The 18,987-nt window shown below is 37.2% G+C and carries 10 protein-coding genes, 1 tRNA gene and 1 pseudogene; 1 reads left to right on the top strand and 11 read right to left on the bottom strand.

Annotated elements, in window-relative coordinates:
* The 6 genes and pseudogenes from AC000W_RS07880 to AC000W_RS07855 all read right to left on the bottom strand — a co-directional run.
* Nucleotides 1-4,201 (bottom strand): annotated as a pseudogene (locus AC000W_RS07880) (hypothetical protein); the annotation flags it as partial.
* Nucleotides 4,102-8,880 carry a beta strand repeat-containing protein gene (locus AC000W_RS07875; RefSeq protein WP_474747384.1) on the bottom strand — a complete coding sequence of 1,593 codons (4,779 nt, stop codon included), beginning with the start codon at nt 8,878-8,880 and terminating at the stop codon, nt 4,102-4,104. The pseudogene AC000W_RS07880 and the gene AC000W_RS07875, both read right to left, overlap by 100 nt.
* Before the next feature lie 86 nt (nt 8,881-8,966).
* Nucleotides 8,967-10,955 carry an OmpA family protein gene (locus AC000W_RS07870; protein WP_474747382.1) on the bottom strand — a complete coding sequence of 663 codons (1,989 nt, stop codon included), beginning with the start codon at nt 10,953-10,955 and terminating at the stop codon, nt 8,967-8,969.
* A 334-nt stretch (nt 10,956-11,289) separates the two neighbouring features.
* Nucleotides 11,290-11,366: transfer RNA gene (locus AC000W_RS07865), tRNA-Arg, on the bottom strand.
* A gap of 105 nt (nt 11,367-11,471) precedes the next feature.
* Nucleotides 11,472-12,407: an RraA family protein gene (locus tag AC000W_RS07860; RefSeq protein ID WP_474747381.1), complete on the bottom strand. Its 936-nt coding sequence runs from the start codon at nt 12,405-12,407 to the stop codon at nt 11,472-11,474.
* A 27-nt stretch (nt 12,408-12,434) separates the two neighbouring features.
* Complete coding sequence (locus tag AC000W_RS07855) at nt 12,435-13,934, bottom strand: mandelate racemase/muconate lactonizing enzyme family protein (protein ID WP_474747380.1); 1,500 nt, start codon at nt 13,932-13,934, stop codon at nt 12,435-12,437.
* A gap of 167 nt (nt 13,935-14,101) precedes the next feature.
* Between AC000W_RS07855 and AC000W_RS07850 the strand changes: the two genes are divergently transcribed.
* A complete protein-coding gene (locus tag AC000W_RS07850; RefSeq protein WP_474747378.1) occupies nt 14,102-14,986 on the top strand; it encodes a phytanoyl-CoA dioxygenase family protein in 885 nt (294 codons plus the stop codon).
* Nucleotides 14,987-15,016: 30 nt separating this feature from the next.
* On the opposite strand, the gene AC000W_RS07845 is transcribed toward AC000W_RS07850, so the two are convergent.
* The 5 genes from AC000W_RS07845 to msrB form a co-directional block, all read right to left on the bottom strand.
* Nucleotides 15,017-16,579, bottom strand: a complete 1,563-nt coding sequence (locus AC000W_RS07845) for a protein adenylyltransferase SelO (protein ID WP_474747377.1) — start codon at nt 16,577-16,579, stop codon at nt 15,017-15,019.
* A gap of 45 nt (nt 16,580-16,624) precedes the next feature.
* Entirely contained in the window at nt 16,625-17,155 is a 531-nt protein-coding gene (locus tag AC000W_RS07840; protein ID WP_474747375.1) for an N-acetyltransferase, read from the bottom strand.
* A gap of 1 nt (nt 17,156) precedes the next feature.
* Entirely contained in the window at nt 17,157-17,648 is a 492-nt protein-coding gene (locus tag AC000W_RS07835; RefSeq protein ID WP_474747374.1) for a peroxiredoxin family protein, read from the bottom strand.
* Nucleotides 17,649-17,770: 122 nt separating this feature from the next.
* Complete coding sequence (msrA, locus tag AC000W_RS07830; protein ID WP_474747372.1) at nt 17,771-18,310, bottom strand: peptide-methionine (S)-S-oxide reductase MsrA; 540 nt, start codon at nt 18,308-18,310, stop codon at nt 17,771-17,773.
* 2 nt (nt 18,311-18,312) lie between these two features.
* The gene (gene msrB / locus AC000W_RS07825) at nt 18,313-18,762 is read right to left on the bottom strand and encodes a peptide-methionine (R)-S-oxide reductase MsrB (RefSeq protein WP_474747370.1); all 450 of its coding nucleotides are present in this window, start codon (nt 18,760-18,762) and stop codon (nt 18,313-18,315) included.
* Between the last annotated feature and the right edge of the window lie 225 nt (nt 18,763-18,987).

Raw genomic sequence — 18,987 nt, 5'->3', positions numbered from 1 at the left:
TGGCATCGGTGCCTGTTACGGTATAGGTTGTTGTGGTACTTGGAGTAAAGGATACATTATCTGTTACGCCATTGTCCCATACATAGCTTGTTGCGCCACCTCCTGTTAAGGTCACACTCTCTCCTGCACATATTGTGGTTGCGGTTGCTGTCGCTGTGACTGTGGGTGCATCCAACGCAGGCAAAGTGACTGTTGCTTCTTCTGGACAACTGTTATTTACACTAGTGATTATAATTTTATATTGTATATCTATTACAGGGGCTGGAACATTGGTCAATGCCAAAGTTTTTGCTGTTTCACCAGATAGTATTGTAAAGTTTGACCCACCATCAGTGCTTTGATACCATTGGTAATTAATATCAACATCTGGATCCAGTGCAACGGTAGTATCGGGGTCGGTAGAAAAATCTGTAACTCTTGTTCCACTTGCATTGGCGGTAAAAGTAACATCACTTCCTTCACATACTCCTGAACTTACATCTGGAGTAATGGAATCAATCGAAATGCTTTCGCCAATAGTTACAGCCGTAGTAGTTGCTTGACCAGTTCCTGCTACTTGGGGTATTCCATTGGCATCTACAGTATCACCTAAACTATCATCCGTACCAGGGTTTACCAAATCAGAACTTGTAAAACTACCTGCACCCTCTATGGCGTCTGCACAACCATCATTATCACTATCTGTATCTAAATAATCTGGTGTGCCATCATCATCTGTATCAGGAGCAACACATAGTACATTTATGTCTATAACACTTCTTTGAGGGTTCCCAATAGAAGGAGATCCTGGAGGTAAATCATAGTCATCCGATTGTGTAAATCTTATTGTTATACTTGATACAAAATCATTAGAAGTAATACTCCATTGCGAATTAGATGGATCGATATGTCCTCCATTAACATTCGGCTGAATTAAAACTGAATTCGTTTGATTTCCCGTAATACGTCTTAACTCCGGACCTGTATCAGGATCACCATCTCCATCTAAATTATTTATATCATTTATATATGAATCACTGATTACCGGTGCTAAGACTGTAAAGTTAGCATCTGGAGATGAGATTGTCCAAAACTCAGCACTATCAAATCTTCCGCTTGCAGCAGCTTGATCAAACTGGATTATAACAGGTGTTGTAAAATTAATTGTATACTCAACATATTCTATATTCACATTTTCCTGCAAACTTGTGGCAAAACTTAGTTCTCCTGTGTTGGTGCCAAAAGGCCTACTTGTTTCTGTAGATGTTGAGTTAATTGTCGCATCAAATAATGCTTGCGAGCCCACTATGGCAACATTTGTTAAATTAGGCGAAGCATAAGTAATACTAGAAAAATCTAATTCAAATGAGGATGAGCAATTCAATTCATCTGAATCTAAAATACCATCATTATCATTGTCCAAATCACAATAGTCTCCAACGTTATCTCCGTCTGTGTCAACGTACAATGGATGGTTTGCATCACAAGAACTGCATGCCGCAGCCTGTACATTTATATTTGTTGAAGAAACATCGGCTTGACCTGTGCCAGCCACTGTGGGTATTCCATTAGCATCCACGGTATCACCCAAACTATCGTCGGTACCTGGGTTTACGATATTCGAATAGGCTAGTACAGCATCACCCTCTAGAGCATCAGGGCAACCATCGCTGTCAGAATCAGTGTCTAAGTGGTCATCTGTGCCATCACTATCCGTATCTAGAGTACATTGTATATCTGCTACACTTATTTTTATTTGACCTGCTGCATTACCTGTAGAACCTGCCAACAAAGCTGTATCCAGCCTTGTAAAATCAAACGTACTTACAGCTTCTGGTAATGTAATTGACCATGTTGAAGCAAATGGTAATATACTTGAAACGGCATTGAAAGTAATACTTCCTCCTGTATTGCTTACTATATTTAATTGAGTATCTGGGTCGCTGACAATAGCACTACCGCTAACTCCAAAATTAATAGTGTACTGCTCTCCTGGGTTTAGTTGTGTGTCATTATGGGTAAAGGAATATGTGTGAGCCGAATCGAATGTAAAACTAAGTGTTAGTTTATCATTAATTGCAGGGTTATTACTATTTACAGGGTTTATCAAATTATTTGCATGAAGATAAACGCCCCAGTCCCCTACAAGTTCGGTTACTTGAACTTGAGTAATATTGTAGTCATCATGACCGGCACTTACTGTACCGCTTGTTACTACATCTTGGTTTAAGGTAACGCCCACTTGAGAACCTGTTGGAACCTCATAATAGGCCTGCGCATTCCAATCTAAAGTACTTTCACATGGTGAAATGAAACCTTCATCAACATCTAAAATACCATCGTTATCATCGTCTAAATCTACACTATCCGGTACGCCATCGTTATCATTGTCTGCTGACAGAACAGTCAGTGTAGCCGATTCTGTTTCATTAATACAATTGTTATCATCATGGGTGATTACCGAATAATAAACCGTTCCATCCAATCCTGTAACATCTGCTATATTAAGTGTGGCAGTTGAGAAATTTGTGTAATTAGTATCGGTACCATCTATTAATGTGCCTCCAGCATTTGGGTCACCAATATACCATTGGTAATTAATGCCCGCATTGACATTTCCCGGTGTGCCATAATTTGGTGTTCCCGTTGTGTAGCTTGTGGCTGCATCTGCGCTTGCTACCACACTAAATGCAGCTGAATCTCCTATACTTTCTGTTTGGTTTGTTGGTACTGTTGTAACTGTTACTTGTGTTGCCGTAGTTGCATTAGCATTAGTACCTGTATAAGCTGTAGCTGCTCCAGTTACTTGACCGTTTGCATCATATCCTGAACCATCTACTTCGCCATCATTATCTGCATCTAAATGACCTGCTTCAATAACATCTGCACAACCATCTCCATCACTATCTGTTTCAAGGTAATCTGGAATATCGTCAAAATCTGTATCTTGTTGTCGGCAACCAAATGCAATATTATCAAGTCCAAAGTATTCTCCATTTGAACATGTTGCTCCACTTGGAAAATCGCGTCCAGAGATTGATTCCACTCTAATTTCTATTCTATCTAAATCAGAAAGTACTGTAGTTAAATCTGCTAATGAACCACTCCATGTAGCATCATCTAATGTTAATATGATTTCATTCCAAATTCCATTATTTGCTAATCCAGAACCATTAAATGTAGACGATACAGATGTACCACCGCCATTTAATATAACATTCATACCAGAAGTTCCATTTCCTCCAGTACCATCATAAGTACCATTTATCCAAAAGAAAGATAAATCTGAATTTAATGCAAAACCAACATCGACATTTAAATCATCTGGACTTTCAAAGAACATGTTAAATGTTTCATTATCGTCCATCATTACAAAGTTACCTAAAGGTGAACTCGGTATAGTATTCATAGGACAATTTTGACTTGTTAATGACGCAGAAGAATGGATTAATGAGGCGCCTAAAGCTCCTCCATTATTATTATCTTCAACCCAACCCTCATTACCAGTTTCGAAAGTTATTTCCCAAGACTCACCACAGTAGCCCTCAACAGTATCTAAAATACCATCGTTATCATTATCAAGGTCAACAGAATCTGGAATACTATCGCCATCTGTATCCGTACAACTATCAATACCATCCAAGGCTAAGGTGTTATAGGTCGATGTATAGTTTATTATACCACTATCTACAGCTGTTTCTACCGAATCTGCTAATCCATTGACACCGACCGCACCGGTAAATTCAAAATCGGTTGTGGTGTCAGTTGTTGCACCTGCTTCATATGCATCAGAACAACCATCACCATCAGAATCTGTGTCAAGACTATTGATAATACCATCATCATCAACATCCATATTTAGATTGTATTGCGAAATTGTATTGCTAAAACCTACAATATATAGCATCATGTCATCGGGGCTAATATAGAGACCACGAGGGGTAGTATCTTGCGTAGATACATCTACAATGCCACCTAAGAAAATAGCCGTACTAACATCCCAAGGCGTGGTCAGCGCATATAGCTCTATTTCACTATTACCTGGACCAGTCACATAAAGAAATTCTCCTGTTGAACTGAACTCAATGCCAATTGGATTAGCCTCTGCACTTCCAGAAAAAACTAAACTCCCTGCGTCTTTTGTAACCCCGCTGGTAATGTCCCAAGGTGTGGCCAGATCAAACTGCTCAATATCATCAGAGCCATAACCAAGTACAAACATGCGCGTACCATCGGCGTTAAAACTAACTCCTGTGGGGTGGCATCTACATCTGTACTATGCGAACCAGCATGAACCGCTGTGGTTAAATCAAAAGCAGTAGTTAAGGTATATTGGTGAATTGCACTATCACTTGAATTAGGAATGTATAAGTTCATCCCATCCGTACTAAAATTTAAATCTTGTGGCGTCCCAATTGAAACATCAAGTGCCAATGTAGCCCCTGGTGTTACTCCACCTGTAATATCAAAAGGAGTAGTCAATGTATAAGCACTTACAATGTCCCCAGAAGGTTGATTATAAGCCGATACGAACATTTGCGTACCATCTGGACTAAATACTATCCCAGACGGTGAGACCCCAGAACCTACAAAAAACTCTCCCGAAATATCTAGCGTCCCTGCTAAAGAAACAGTTGAATGATTTTCAGTAGCATCTAAAATACCATCGTTGTCATCATCTAAATCTACATTATCATTGACTCCGTCCTCATCGGTATCAATATCACAAGCTGTTGTTATTGCACTGTTTGTTACTGCTGCTGTAGTTGCTTGGCCTCCTGAAGCAATAGTTGGAACACCATTGGCATCCACAGTATCGCCTAAACTATCATCGGTACCTGGGTTTACCAAATCGGAAGTTGTAAAACCACCCGCACCTTCTAAAGCATCGACACAACCATCACCATCACTATCTAAATCCAAATAATCTGGAATAGTATCATTATCGGAATCGCAAAATGATTGTGTCACCAAAATATCATCTATTGCTAAATCATTTCCATTACCACCTACGCTATTGTTTATTAGTATTAAATCTATTGGGTCTGCTGATGTTGGAATAAAAAGGGATGGATTAACATGCTCTTGCCATGCGGCAAAGTTTCCATCTGGTGATGTAATGGGAATATTACCTGTAGAAAATTCGTAGACCATTGAGCCATTTTGTTCGAATCTAACTGTAATGTTTGGTTCATTTCTTCCTGTTTGAACATCCATGTTCATTATCCATAAAGAGACATTAATTGGAGCATTAATTATAACTCCTGATAAGGTTCTTCTATAAAATTCAGCATCTACTCCACCAATAGTGGGATCCCCTGCATTGACCATTAACATTCTTCCTCCAGATGGAGTCCCACCATCTGTATGGTCTCCTACACCGCTATGCCATACACCACTTGCCCATGATGCTGTTTCCTGCGGATTATCAAAAACCGTGTAATACCCATCTTGCAATGAATAATTAGGAGACGAAGCACCTGTTCCTGCTCCAGTAGGAACGGTACCTTCTATGGCACTATAATAGTTATAGTTTGTAGTTGCTCCAGAGCCTAAACTTGGTAAGTCTGAGCTATTGGCCGTAGCGGTTTGTTGCCCAAAATTTTCATCAAACAAGGTATTTGTTAAAGTCCCTGCTGTTCCACAAGATCCATTTTCAACAGCATCCAAAATACCGTCATTATCATCATCCAAATCAAGGTAATCTGAAACACCGTCATTATCATTGTCCGCACATAAGTTTACACCAGAGTTTGTTACTGCTGCCGCTGTTCCAGAATATCCATCACTTCCTGTTACTACTCCATTAGCATCATAGCCCGATCCATCTATTTCTCCATCGGTATTGGCATCTGTAAAACCTGCTTCCAAAACATCACTACAACCGTCTCCATCTGAATCTAGGTTTAAAAAATCTGGTGTTCCAGTAGTGGTTTCTGTTACTGGTAATGCAGTTCCAGAACATGTTGCAGTGCCTGAAAATTCAATACCATATATACTAACATTATCTCCCCAAGCAGATATTCTTATATATTGGGTATCCGCTGTTGTTATAATTACTGTTTCTGTTGGGCCTGCTGATGAAACTGTATAATTTCCTCCTATTTGCCCTGAATCACCTCCACTTATATCTGAATGATGGAATTGACCTGATTGAGACCCTCCACCTTCTTTTCCTAAATAAACCGAAATAGAAGTACCACTTAGCACAACACTACCTAAATCTAAAACCAAATGAGAAGTTCCCGATCCTGTTAATGCATAAAGCGTATCAGATAATCCCGTTGCGCCCGTTGCATTATTTGCATCAGTAATAGAACCTGTTGTTACAATTGTGTTGCTGGCATTTACTGTTCCTGATAAAGAACATGAACCATCGTAAATATCTGGCAAACCATCACCATCCAAATCGCTTAAATCATCTGCAATACCATTGGTATCAGAATCTGTTCCACCTGCTTCAACTAAATCATAAATACCATCATTGTCGCTATCTAAATCTTCAAAATTGGCAACACCATCGCCATCAAAATCAAAAGCTGATTGAACAGCATTATTGGTATCACCAACACCATTATCATTATCATCATCATCTAAATAAAGGTATACACCATCAATATCTGTATCAGTAAATGGATCTACTCCTCCACTTTCATCTGTATTCGTTATGCCATCATTATCTATATCTACATCTATTGCACAAGCAACTGCATCACTGGCATTTGTAACTGCACTAGTAGTTCCTGTATATCCATCACTACCACCTGTTACAACTCCATTAGCATCATAACCAGAGCCATCCAACTCTCCATCATTATTGTCGTCTGTAAAACCTGCTTCTTTTACATCATTACAACTATCGGCATCAGAATCTGTATTTAAAAAGTCTGGTGTTCCAGAAGTTGTTTCTGTTACAGAAAGGGCTGTTCCTGAACAATCTGTAGCACCATATGAATATTCAATACCATAAATACGCATATTAATACCATAAACTCCTACCCTAATATATTGCGTAGCTTGACTAGAAGTAAATGATATACCTAAAGGACCATCATTACTATCTACCGAGAATTCACCTACATAACCTACTTCATCACCCGCTGCATTAGAATAATGAAACTGCCCACTTTGAGAACCACTGGAATGCCCAACGTAAACGATAAAATTTGTGCCAGATGGAATTACAGCACCTAAATTCAACAAAAGACGAGATGTTCCTCCTGCATCAGAAATAGCATAATCTGTATCTGATAGACCTGTTGCTCCTTCAGCATTTGTAGGGTTTGCGAAAGATCCTGAAAAAACCGATGCGCTTGTTGCATTGCCTGTTGTTACTGTTCCTTGAATACAAGAATCATCATAAATATCTGCAAGACCATCACCATCTAAATCGGTAAGGTCATCTGCAATACCATTATTATCTGCATCTGTACCCCCAGCTTCTAAAAGATCATAAATACCGTCGTTATCACTATCAAAATCTAAATTATTCGTAACTCCATCACCATCCGTATCTACAGTACATATAGGTGATGTGATTAAAGAAACATCTTTTAAAAGTAAATCTGAACTAGCTGTACCTGTAGATGTTGGGTTTGTAAATCGATACGTAAACAAACCTTCTGTTGCTGTGTAAAAGGTTTCTGATATTGGCAGTACTTCCCCATCATTAACAACCTCTGTTGTCGTAAAAACAACATTGTCTGATTCATCCAAAACTTCAAAAAGCATGGTATGGCTAAAGGCACCACCACCTACTTCGGATATTTCAAAAGCAATTGTATTATTTCCTAAAGAGGTTAAAACATCTTGTTCTACATAATCCCCTTCTGCAGCATGATCACCCCCATTAAAATCCATCCCACCAGAAAATATACTAGGTGAAAAACCATCCCCTGCATCTACGAGGGTCCAATCTGCTGTTCCAGAACTAAAATCTCCATTTATAAAATCTGAAACAACACATCCTTCATCCGTGTTTAAAATTCCATCGTTGTCGTGGTCTAAATCTATAGTATCCGACACTCCGTCACAATCACTGTCTATATCAATTTCGGCATCTGGATTAGCCAAAAGTAAGGCTGCTTCGTTTGCGTAGGTTGAGCTATCATCACCTAACCATGAGCCGTCTAGTTGTTTAGTATACACAACTGTGGGGGTAGGTTCAGGGCTTACTGCTGCATTGCCTATACCGTTTGAAGCAGTTATATACGGGTTGAAATATACATAGAAGTCTTCGGTTGAATCTAGTGAACCTATATCTGTATAGACAACAACACCATTAAGCAATACCTCTATATCTCCATTTGGCAATGCTCTCATACCAAATATATCTGAGGTTGTTATACCTGTCTTGATACTATAACTACCTGTACCCAAAGCTTCGCTGTAATAGACAGCTCCACCGTTTACAATATCAATTTGAGCATCTGCAGTACTGGCATTATAGGGAATGTTGTTACCACTATTTTGCAACCACGAAGCAGGTGCCGTGTTGTCGAATCCTAGGTGCCATCTGCCATTTATTACATTAGTAGCTGAACCGTATATCTCATACGCTCCATTTTGTGGTTGAAAAGTATTGTCATTGACTATAATATGGTCGTTCATTCTTGAAGCAATAGAACCTGACGAGGGCCCTGAAGCTTGCAATACGCCAGAGTTATTTTGTACTGGGAAAGAGCCGATTTGATCCCCCCATTGAGTCCAGCCTGTAAGGCTTGCGGAAATTGGTGTAGCTGTACTCCCTGACGTTCCTTGTACCGTATATGTAATACACGACTCAACGGCAGCAATGTTGCTACTAAGTATTTTTTCTACATAGCCCTCTTTTGATTCTTCTACTACATCCTCAATAGAAGGATTGGTAAATGCAAAAGTGATGCTTGTAATTGCAAGCATATAAAAACGTAAAGAGTATTTTTTTACTCTCTCTTGTATATTATGAATATGTTGGGGGAATTCTGTGAGTAACATATGTTTTGTTCTTATTTTGAGTGCGTTGAGTTGATAATAAATTCTGACCTTCTATTTAGTTGATGTTCTTCTTTGGAACAATCCACACCATCTTCACAATGATTTTTAAGCCTGGACTCTCCATATCCTTTGGCCTGTAATCTATCTCTAGAAATACCTTTGCTTACCAAATACTCCAAAGTAGCTTTTGCTCTATTTTCCGATAAATTTTTATTGTATTCTTTACTTGCCCTACTGTCTGTATGGGATTCTATTATTATATGTACTGTTGGATGTTCCTTTAAATAGGTCAATACCTTATTTAATTCCGTTTTAGCATCTTGTCTTATATACCATTTATCCAAATCAAAATAGATAGGATTAATTTGTAGTTTCTTTGGAAGATTGTCTTCGCTGTTTACAATTTGGGCTTCACGGTTTAAATAAATTGTGATTGGCTTTTCCATATCAACTAATAGTTGGGGCATAGATTCTACATAAGCCTTTTTTGCTGCCTTTATATTGAATAGTTCTGTATTATTTAACCCACCAAAAGAAAAATGACCTTGGTCATTGGTTTTCACCTGTTTTACAATATTGTTATCCAACAGGACAAAAACTTCTGCATTTTCTATTAGCTCTCTTGTTTTGGCATCTATTACTGTTCCTGCTATTATTTCTTTAACAACCAACGGCTTTTCTTGTACAAAAGCATAGATATCATCACTTCCCAAACCTCCTTCTCTATTAGAAGCAAAATATCCTTTACTACTATCATCATCAATGATAAAAGAGAAATCATCGAACCTGCTATTTATAGGTTCGCCAATGTTATAGATAGCCCCCACTTTATTATGAGATTCCAATTTGGCAACAAATACATCCAAGCCACCCAATCCCAAATAGGCATCGGAGGCAAAGTAGAAGTCACCATTTTTACTTATAAATGGAAATGTTTCTCGCCCAGGAGTATTAATTTGTTCCCCTAAATTTTGAGGTTCACCAAAAGTGCCATCTGGTAATATATCTACTACATAAACATCTGACATACCATAAGAACCAGGCATATCTGATGAAAAATATAGTTTTGTATTGTCAGTGCTTAAAGCTGGGTGTGCAACTGAATAGTTGTTATTATTGAAAGGTAACTCTTCAACATTATCCCATTTATCTTTTTTGTTTAGGGTAGCTCTTAAAATTTTAAGCCTCACAACACCATCACCATCCTTGCTTAATTTGCCTTTAACAAAATTACTCCTGGTAAAATATACTGTTCTACCATCATTGGTAAAAGAAGTGGTAGATTCTTCATATTTAGAATTGATTTTTTTTGAAATTTTATATGTTTCCCCATTAGCATCTCCTTCTTTATCATTAGGAACCAGATAAAGGTCATTAAACATGCTTTCATCCCATTTATGAATTGTTTTAGCAATCAATCCTGTATCTCTAGCAGAGGAAAAAACCAAATCATGGTCATAAAATGAAGGTGCAAAATCTGATGTTGAAGAATTTAAAGAAAAGCTTTCAATTGTATATCTACCAGATTGCTCCTTTATTCTTGACATGTAGTCCTTATTAGACCTGAAGATTGAAGCTCTTTTATCATTCTCCATGCTTCTATTAAAAAGCGTCATCATTTCATCTGCCTTAGTATAATTACCTACAGATTTTAGTGCATGTGAATATCTAAACAAAATCTCTGGCTCTAAATTCTCCTGTAACCTATGTAATTCTGAATAGGCACTGGATGCCTTTGCCAAATCAGCATTAAAATAATAAGCATTGCCTAAATTCTTATACAATTCAACTGAATTGGAGCCTTCTAAGATGTTATTTTCATATATTCTTATTGCATCAACATAAGCCAAAGCATTGTAATTCTTATCTCCTTTTTCCTCATTTAAATTTTGGCCAAAGAAAAACATCGGCAAAAGCACAATTAATAAAATAAGGTGCCATTTCTGACACTTAGATACATATCTATCAGTAGTTTTATCTGTAAAATAAATACTTATCATAATAGAAAATTGTTTAGTTAATGGTTATAACTAAGAGCAATATCCAACTATAAGTGCTCTTTTTCTTACTTTTATTGTGTGATAAGATTAATTTATATGTGTAATTACCTTTCTTGTATGTTAAGTTTTTACCAATAATCTGTTTTTTTAGCTTTTCATCGTATTAAAATGCTTCCAACTGCATTATACGTTCTGGGAGCTAGTCAAAAAAAACTTTAAATGGTTGTTAGTGAATAAAGAATCTGATTCTTAGGAAGAAAGCAGGCTACACATTGCTTTTTGCACATTTTTAGGAATAAAAAAAGTCTACATAAAAATGTAGACTTAATAATTGTGGTGATCGCAGCAGGATTCGAACCTGCGACCGTCTGCTTAGAAGGCAGATGCTCTATCCAGCTGAGCTATGCGACCATTTTCCTTTTCAGAAAAAAAATGATTTTTAAAAATCTTGCGCAAAAGTAAAAAAACCTTTCAGATTAGAGGTCATAAACCCCTCTCTTTTTTTACCCTTTTAATTTAGTAGTTATGAGATTTTAAATAATTGTCCAGTTCAGCACGTGTCATTGGTAATTTACTGTCTGAATAATTTTTTATCCAATTCATAAAATCAGCCTTAATTTCATCTGTCCATCTCGTGTCTATTTGTCCAGCTGTATACTTCTTTTCCTTTAAACGCTGAAAACCAAACTCATCTCTTAAAGCGACAACTTCAGAATCTAACACCAATTCATCCACAAAGTTAGCGGGTATAAATATGATTCCGTGCCTATTGGCAAGTACTACATCTCCTGGTAAAACAGTAGCCCTACCAATTCGTATAGGCGCATTGATGGAACTCAACATTTGTTGTTGTAGGTAAGATGGGTCCTCTCCCCTATACCAACCATTAAACCCTTCTATTTCCAACAGTCCACCTAAATCTCGTATACCACCATCAAAAATAACTCCGTTCTGCGAATTGGCATAGATTGCATTTCCCAAATTGGAGCCTATTAAAGTCCCATCTATAATTCTACCATAACCATCAGCCACATAAATATCCCCAGGTTTTAAAATTTCTATGGGCCAAGAATTGCTTCCCCCAATTGTATCTCTATTCTCGCTAGCTCCTTGAAGTTTAACTGTTTGCTGAAAATCTGGTCTTAAAGGCATGTATTGGGCAGTAACCACACGTCCTGTCATAACCTCTTCTGGATGTATAATCTGCCAATTTCCTTCATATTGATTATGATATCCCTTTCGTCGTAAATAACCCCACGCCTCTTCGATTCTTATCTTTTTTAATCGTTTTAAAACAGCATCGGAAACTTTGGGTCTACCATCGGGAAAACGTTCTCCTTCCCAATTAGAGGTCAATGTTTTAATATAATCTGGAGAGGCTCCTACATTTTGAGCCTGAGAAAAACCGCATACCAGAATGGTCAACACGGCAAGTATTAATCCTTTTTTCATTTTTTTCTAATTTATTATTTAGGTTGATTAGCTGTATGTTCTGTCATGCGAGCGTTTCTCGTTCCATTCATCTGTGGACTTAAAATAGCTCTTATCACTTGGTCTTAAATGCTCTTTTAATACATCTTCGTTCAGCTCAATTCCCAAACCAGGGGATGTTAGTGGTACTGGTGCAAAACCTTTGTCTATCATCTTGTTTCCATCAACCATTGTCACCAAATCTTCCCACCAGGTCAAATCTACCGAGTGGTGTTCCAATGCCAAGAAATTTTCTGTTGCGGCAGCACAATGCACACTTGCCATAAAAGAAACAGGGGTACCAGCTTGGTGCATGGCCATAGCCACTCCAAACTCTTCTGCGTAATCTGCTATTCTTTTGGTCTCTAGCAATCCTCCAGATGATGCTAAATCTGGATGAATAATATCTACTGCCCTTTCATGTATCAAAGGTTTAAAGTCCTTAAGCAAGTAAATATCTTCCCCAGTAGTAGTGGGTGTTTCTATGGCGTTGGTAATTGTTTTCCACTGTTCCGTATACTGCCATGGCACCATATCCTCAAACCATGCCAATCTATACTTCTCTAAAGCTCTGGCCAATCGGATACCATTATTCAAATCAAAATGACCATAATGGTCTGTAGATATTGGAATTTCATACCCAACCATATTGCGTACATTTTCTACAATGTTCGCTAATTCCTCTAACCCCTTATCTGTAATTTGAACTTGGGTAAAAGGGTGCATGGTATTGGCATAAGACATATAATTATCTTGGTCTCCCCATTGAGATAATCTTCCATTGGAGTCTTTCCAAAATTCTCCGTTTACAACCGTTCCAGGTTTCCCTCTAAGTTCACCAATGGATACATCCATTTTTAACCATGTATAACCTTGCTCTTTGGTTCTAAATTCAATTAACTTTTTTTGCTCTTCGGGAGATCTAGCTTCTGGGGTATCTGCGTACAATCTAATTTTATCTCTATATCTACCTCCTAATAGTTGCCAAGCTGGCACATTGTATGCTTTACCACATAAATCCCACAAAGCCATTTCCACAGCACAAACCCCACCAGCTTGCCTTGCTGGTCCTCCAAATTGTTTTATGCTCTTAAAAATTTTCTCAACGTTACATGGGTTCTTTCCAAGTATCCTACTTTTCAAAAACAAGGCATAGCGAACATCGGCGGCATCACGCACTTCTCCCAAGCCGTAGATTCCTTGATTGGTGTCAATACGAATGATTGCCGTACCACCCATAACATTGGTGAGTGCATAACGCATATCCGTTATTTTTAAATCTGAAGGTGCTGACGATTTGTTTACCTTAGAAGTGGTTTGCGCCATAGTGTCTTCAATTGTTAGACCCATCATCCCGGTCATGGCAAGTCCTCCTAAAGCAGTTTTCTTTAAAAAATGGCGACGATTATTTTCCGTTTTAGGATTATCAATTTCTGCTTGTCTATTAGCTTTGTATTGACTTTCTTCCTGTTTGTTTTTAACAATTAGTTCTTTTAGAGCATTTTTCATGTACTATGGTTTTTGGTTGGATAATTTATTTAGGAGTTATAATTTAAGCATCATAAGATACGTAAAAATAGTATGTTAGCACAAAGTCATATCTAAAAGAAATCTTAAATATTTAAGTTGATTACAATAGAATTTCTTAAATTGAAACAACCAATTATTCAACCATTATGAATAAAGCAAAAGACCTGGCAGACCTACATTCACCTATTTCAAATATCTTTCATCAACCTAAAACTCAAGAAGAATGGGAGCAATACCGATTGACGGATGAACAGATAAGTTATTATAATGAATATGGTCATTTATCTGGAATAAAACTATTGGAGGAATGGCAGGTAGATGTACTTAATAAAGAGCTTTCTGAGGTACAAGACCCAAAGCACCCTGCCAACCATTTATTTTATGAATTTCATTCCAATGAATCTGTCGATAAAAATTCAGTGCTCTTTCATTCTCTTGGCCATTGGAGGATTACAGAAGGTTTTCATGATATACTTTGGAACCCTGCATTTCTTATGGCCGCAAGTCAGCTTTTGGGAGATATGTCGGTAAGATTTTGGCATGACCAACTATTTTGTAAACCAGCACTTCATGGAGGAGTTGTAGCTTGGCATCAAGATTATTCTTATTGGACAAGAACCATAGCCATGCAACATTTAACTTGTTGGATAGGTTTGGATGATTCATCCAAAGAGAATGGGTGTTTACATTATATTCCTAAAAGTCATAAGTGGGGGTTGCTAAAAAAACCAGTCCTTGCTGGCGAAATGAATGGTTTGCTAGACTCTTTAACAAAAGAACAAAAAGAAGAATTTAAACCAGTGCCCATAGAATTAAAAAAGGGCTATGCAACATTTCACCATCCTTTAATGGTTCATGGATCTTATGAAAATCTTTCTGAAAAAAGCAGAAGAGCTTGTGTCTTAAATGTATTTACAGATGGCACCATTAGCAATACCAATGATGAGCTTTTAAAAGGGGTCCCCGCAATCCCCAAAGGAAAAAAAATGAACGGGAAATTTTTTCCATTGCTCTATGAAGTAAAAAAATAAATACTCTTGAATTTTTCCTAAAGCGGTTATTTATGAACTACAGGACAACATGGAACAACCTACCTTATGCCTTGCCCATTCTGGTCTTTTAGCAAACCATTCTTCATTTTTAGGTTGTTCGTCATAAGGCTTTTTAAGTAAATTAAACAACTCATCTATCACTGAATAATCCCCCTTATCTGCAGCATCAATAGCCAATTGTGCCATATAGTTTCGTAACACATATTTAGGGTTTACCAAATTCATTTTCTCTAAACGTTCATCAGCTTCTAAAGCATCTTTACCTAATCTTATAGCATATCTATTGAACCATTCATTCCAACGTTCCTTTATTTCTCCATCCACCTCTTTAGAAACATAAAAAGCTTCCTGAACAACATTTAATCCATCTAAAGGATTCTCCTTATCAAATTTACCAAGATTTCTATAAAACAAGGTCATATCTGTTTCTGTCAATGACAAAATCTCTTCCAAATCTCTAATTAATAGTTCATCTTTATCGTCATAAACAAACAACCCCAATTTAGACTTCATCATTTTGTGATATGCCACAGCAAAGTCTTTTTTATAAGCTTCTAAAATGGCTTCTAACTCATCTGCTTCTTCAATTAAAGAGTATATAACATTTGCAAGTTGATATAAATTCCACAATACAATCTCAGGCTGACTGCCATATTTATATCGTTTATACTGACTATCGGTTGTATTAGGTGTCCAGCCCTTATCATAACCTTCTAACCAACCATAAGGACCATAATCTATAGTAAGTCCAAGGATAGACATATTATCTGTATTCATAACCCCGTGTACAAAGCCTACACGCTGCCAATGGACTACCATTTCTAAACTTCGCTGTACCACTTCTTTAAAAAATTGCACATAAGTTTCTTTTGAAGGTGCTCCCAAATGTGGAAAGAAATGTTTTAAAGTATAACCAAGTAAGGTTTCCAATGTTTTTCTATCTCCTCTTGAGGCAAGAATTTCAAAATTTCCAAATCGGATAAAAGAAGGTGCAACTCTACATACTACGGCCCCTTTTTCATAAGCTGGATGCCCATCATACAAAACATCTCTTAATACTTTATCACCAGTTAAAGCCAGCGATAACGCTCTTGTAGTAGGCACTCCCAAATGATACATAGCTTCACTACATAAATACTCTCTAATAGATGAACGCAAGACTGCCAACCCATCTGCTGTTCTAGAATAAGGGGTCTCTCCCGCTCCTTTTAACTGGATTGCCCATTGTTTTCCATCATGTTCAACTTCCGCCAAATTAATGGCCCTACCATCACCTAACTGCCCAGCCCAATTGCCAAATTGATGCCCTCCATAACACATGGCATACGGTTTTGTATTGGGTAGCACTGCATTCCCTGTAAACACCTTTAAAAAATCTTCAGAATCAGCATCATTTTTAGTCAACCCCAAATTAGTAAGCATTTCAGGGGAAACATGAAGCATTTCTGGGTTTCCAGTTTTTCTAGGTGTTACAAAAGAATAACAAGCTTCTTTTACCTGTCTTCTACTATTTTCTAGAATAGGGTCTGCTGGTAGTTCTTTATTAAATGTGTCGTTTATATTAAGTTTCATTTTAAATTCTCCTAACTCTTTAAAAGTTACAAATTGCAATTCATTTTAGCCAATAATATTGCGCCATTTTTCACTACTACTGGCCACAGCTTTTATATAAGAACAAACGGCTACCGCATTAATCTTATTTTCTTCAATATACTCAAACACTTTTTCAACCAAAACTTTACCAATACCCTTTCCTCGTAGTTGATAGGGTACTTCTGAATGTGTCAAATACATTTTTTTATTTTTTATTGAATAATCAACTTTTCCCAGTTCTCCATTTATATCTAAAGTAAATCTATTGTTTTCCTTATCATGAACCAATTCTAAAACTTGTGGTATCAATTTATTAATCCACTTATACAAGTCGTCTTTAGCAGGGTTTCTTAATTTCTTTGTGCCAATGGTTATGGTAGGAAAGTTTAGTTTTCTATTCTCATACAAGCTCCGTAATTCTTCCGCATAATCTTCATTAGCTTCTACGTCCAAAAAATCATAGGGAAGATTACGCGCTTCTAACAACAATTGATAGTAGCGCGTTTTATGACAACCTTCTGCTCCATATAGCTTTATTTTAGGAATAGCCAACATTCTATTTTATTGATTTTAATACATTTATGGCAGCATCTACGTTCAAATGAAAATCACTGAATACCACATTGTTATATTGGTCAATTAATATAAACCAAGGAGTGCCACCTGTTTGAAAATCTCTCATAACATATGATTTTCCTCCAGAATCAATTCCTCCAGCATCATGTCCAAAAGGAATTTTTAAATCGTACAGTTTTTGTGTTTCTATCATTTTCTCATAAGTATTAACATCATTGCCCTCAAAAACAGTTTGTATCGCAAAAAAGGCAACCTTACTATTATCTTCTAATGCATGTACCATTTTCTTTAAGTCTGGCAATCCTTTACTGTGGCAACCAGGGCACCAACTCTGAAAACAATATACCACTTTAAATTTGTCCTTAAAATCTGCTAGTTTTATAGGTGATGTTCTTTTTCCTTCAGCATTTACCCATAATTTTACATTGAGCTCTGGTGCTTTAAAAACGGTTTTCTCTTCTATTTTGGTCATTCTTTTTCCTTTCTTTTAATTAAATTTTTGTTGAAATAATGGCATTGAAAGGCTCTGCAACACTAGATAGTTCTCTAGCATTGCAAAACCCTCAGCACAAACACTAAACTTAATTTTTAATGCTACTTTATTTTATCAGCATGTTTTTGGCGAAGTTTTGCCAACTTGGGTGCAATAACTGCTCTACAATACCCTTGTTCAGAATTATTGGCGTAATAATCTTTGTGGTAATCTTCTGCCTCGTGAAACTTATCCAAAGGACTTAGCTCCGTCACAATTGGATTATTATAGTACTCCGTCACATTCGTTAAAACACCTTTTGCAATTTCCTTTTGAACTTCATCATGATAATAGATTACAGAGCGATATTGGGTGCCTGCATCCGCGCCCTGTCGGTTTAAGGTTGTTGGGTCATGACTCGTCATAAAAACCTCTAACAAATCATTATAAGAGATAACAGTATTGTCAAAAGTTACTTGCACAACTTCAGCATGCCCTGTTAAACCAGAACAAACCTCTTTATATGTAGGTGTACCAGGCACAGTACCTCCTGTATAACCAGACACCACTTTTTCCACTCCTTTTAATTGACTAAATATGGCTTCTACACACCAAAAACATCCACCACCAACTGTTGCTAGTTCTAATTTATTATTTCCCATTCTTAATCCTCCTTATTTAATTTCATTGATTCTGAATTTATACAATACCGCAATCCGCTTGGCTCTGGGCCATCTGGAAAAACATGTCCTAAATGTCCATCGCAGGTATTGCACATAACCTCTACTCTAATCATACCAAAAGTGCTGTCTTTTTCATACTTAATGGCATTCTCCTTTATTGGTTGTGTAAAGCTAGGCCAGCCCGTACCAGAATTAAATTTAATTGTTGAATCGAACAATGGGGCGTCGCAACACACACAATTATACTTTCCTGCATCATGAATACTACACAACTCTCCAGAATGTGGAGCTTCAGTGCCTTTTTTTCTTGTAATTCTAAATTGTGATGGGGTTAAAATTTCTTTCCATTCACCCTCCGTTTTTTCCACACGACGGTCTGGCGCCGGATTTCCTTTTACGGCAAAATGCATTACATTTTTCCAATTTAGCATAATTTGTTTTCCTTTCTTTATTTAAGTGATTAAGATACTATAATTAAACATATTTTTATTTCCTATATAATCTGTCGAATAACTAGACTATAACTTACAACAAGCTCAATTTCATGTAGAAAAGTATAAATATCAAAAAAGCCTGATGCAGAAACATCAGGCCTTTTTAAGTCGGGGTGGCAGGATTCGAACCTGCGACCTCCGCGTCCCAAACGCGGCGCGATA

Source organism: Saonia sp. (assembly GCF_056326165.1).
This window is presented reverse-complemented; position numbering and strand designations above follow the sequence as displayed.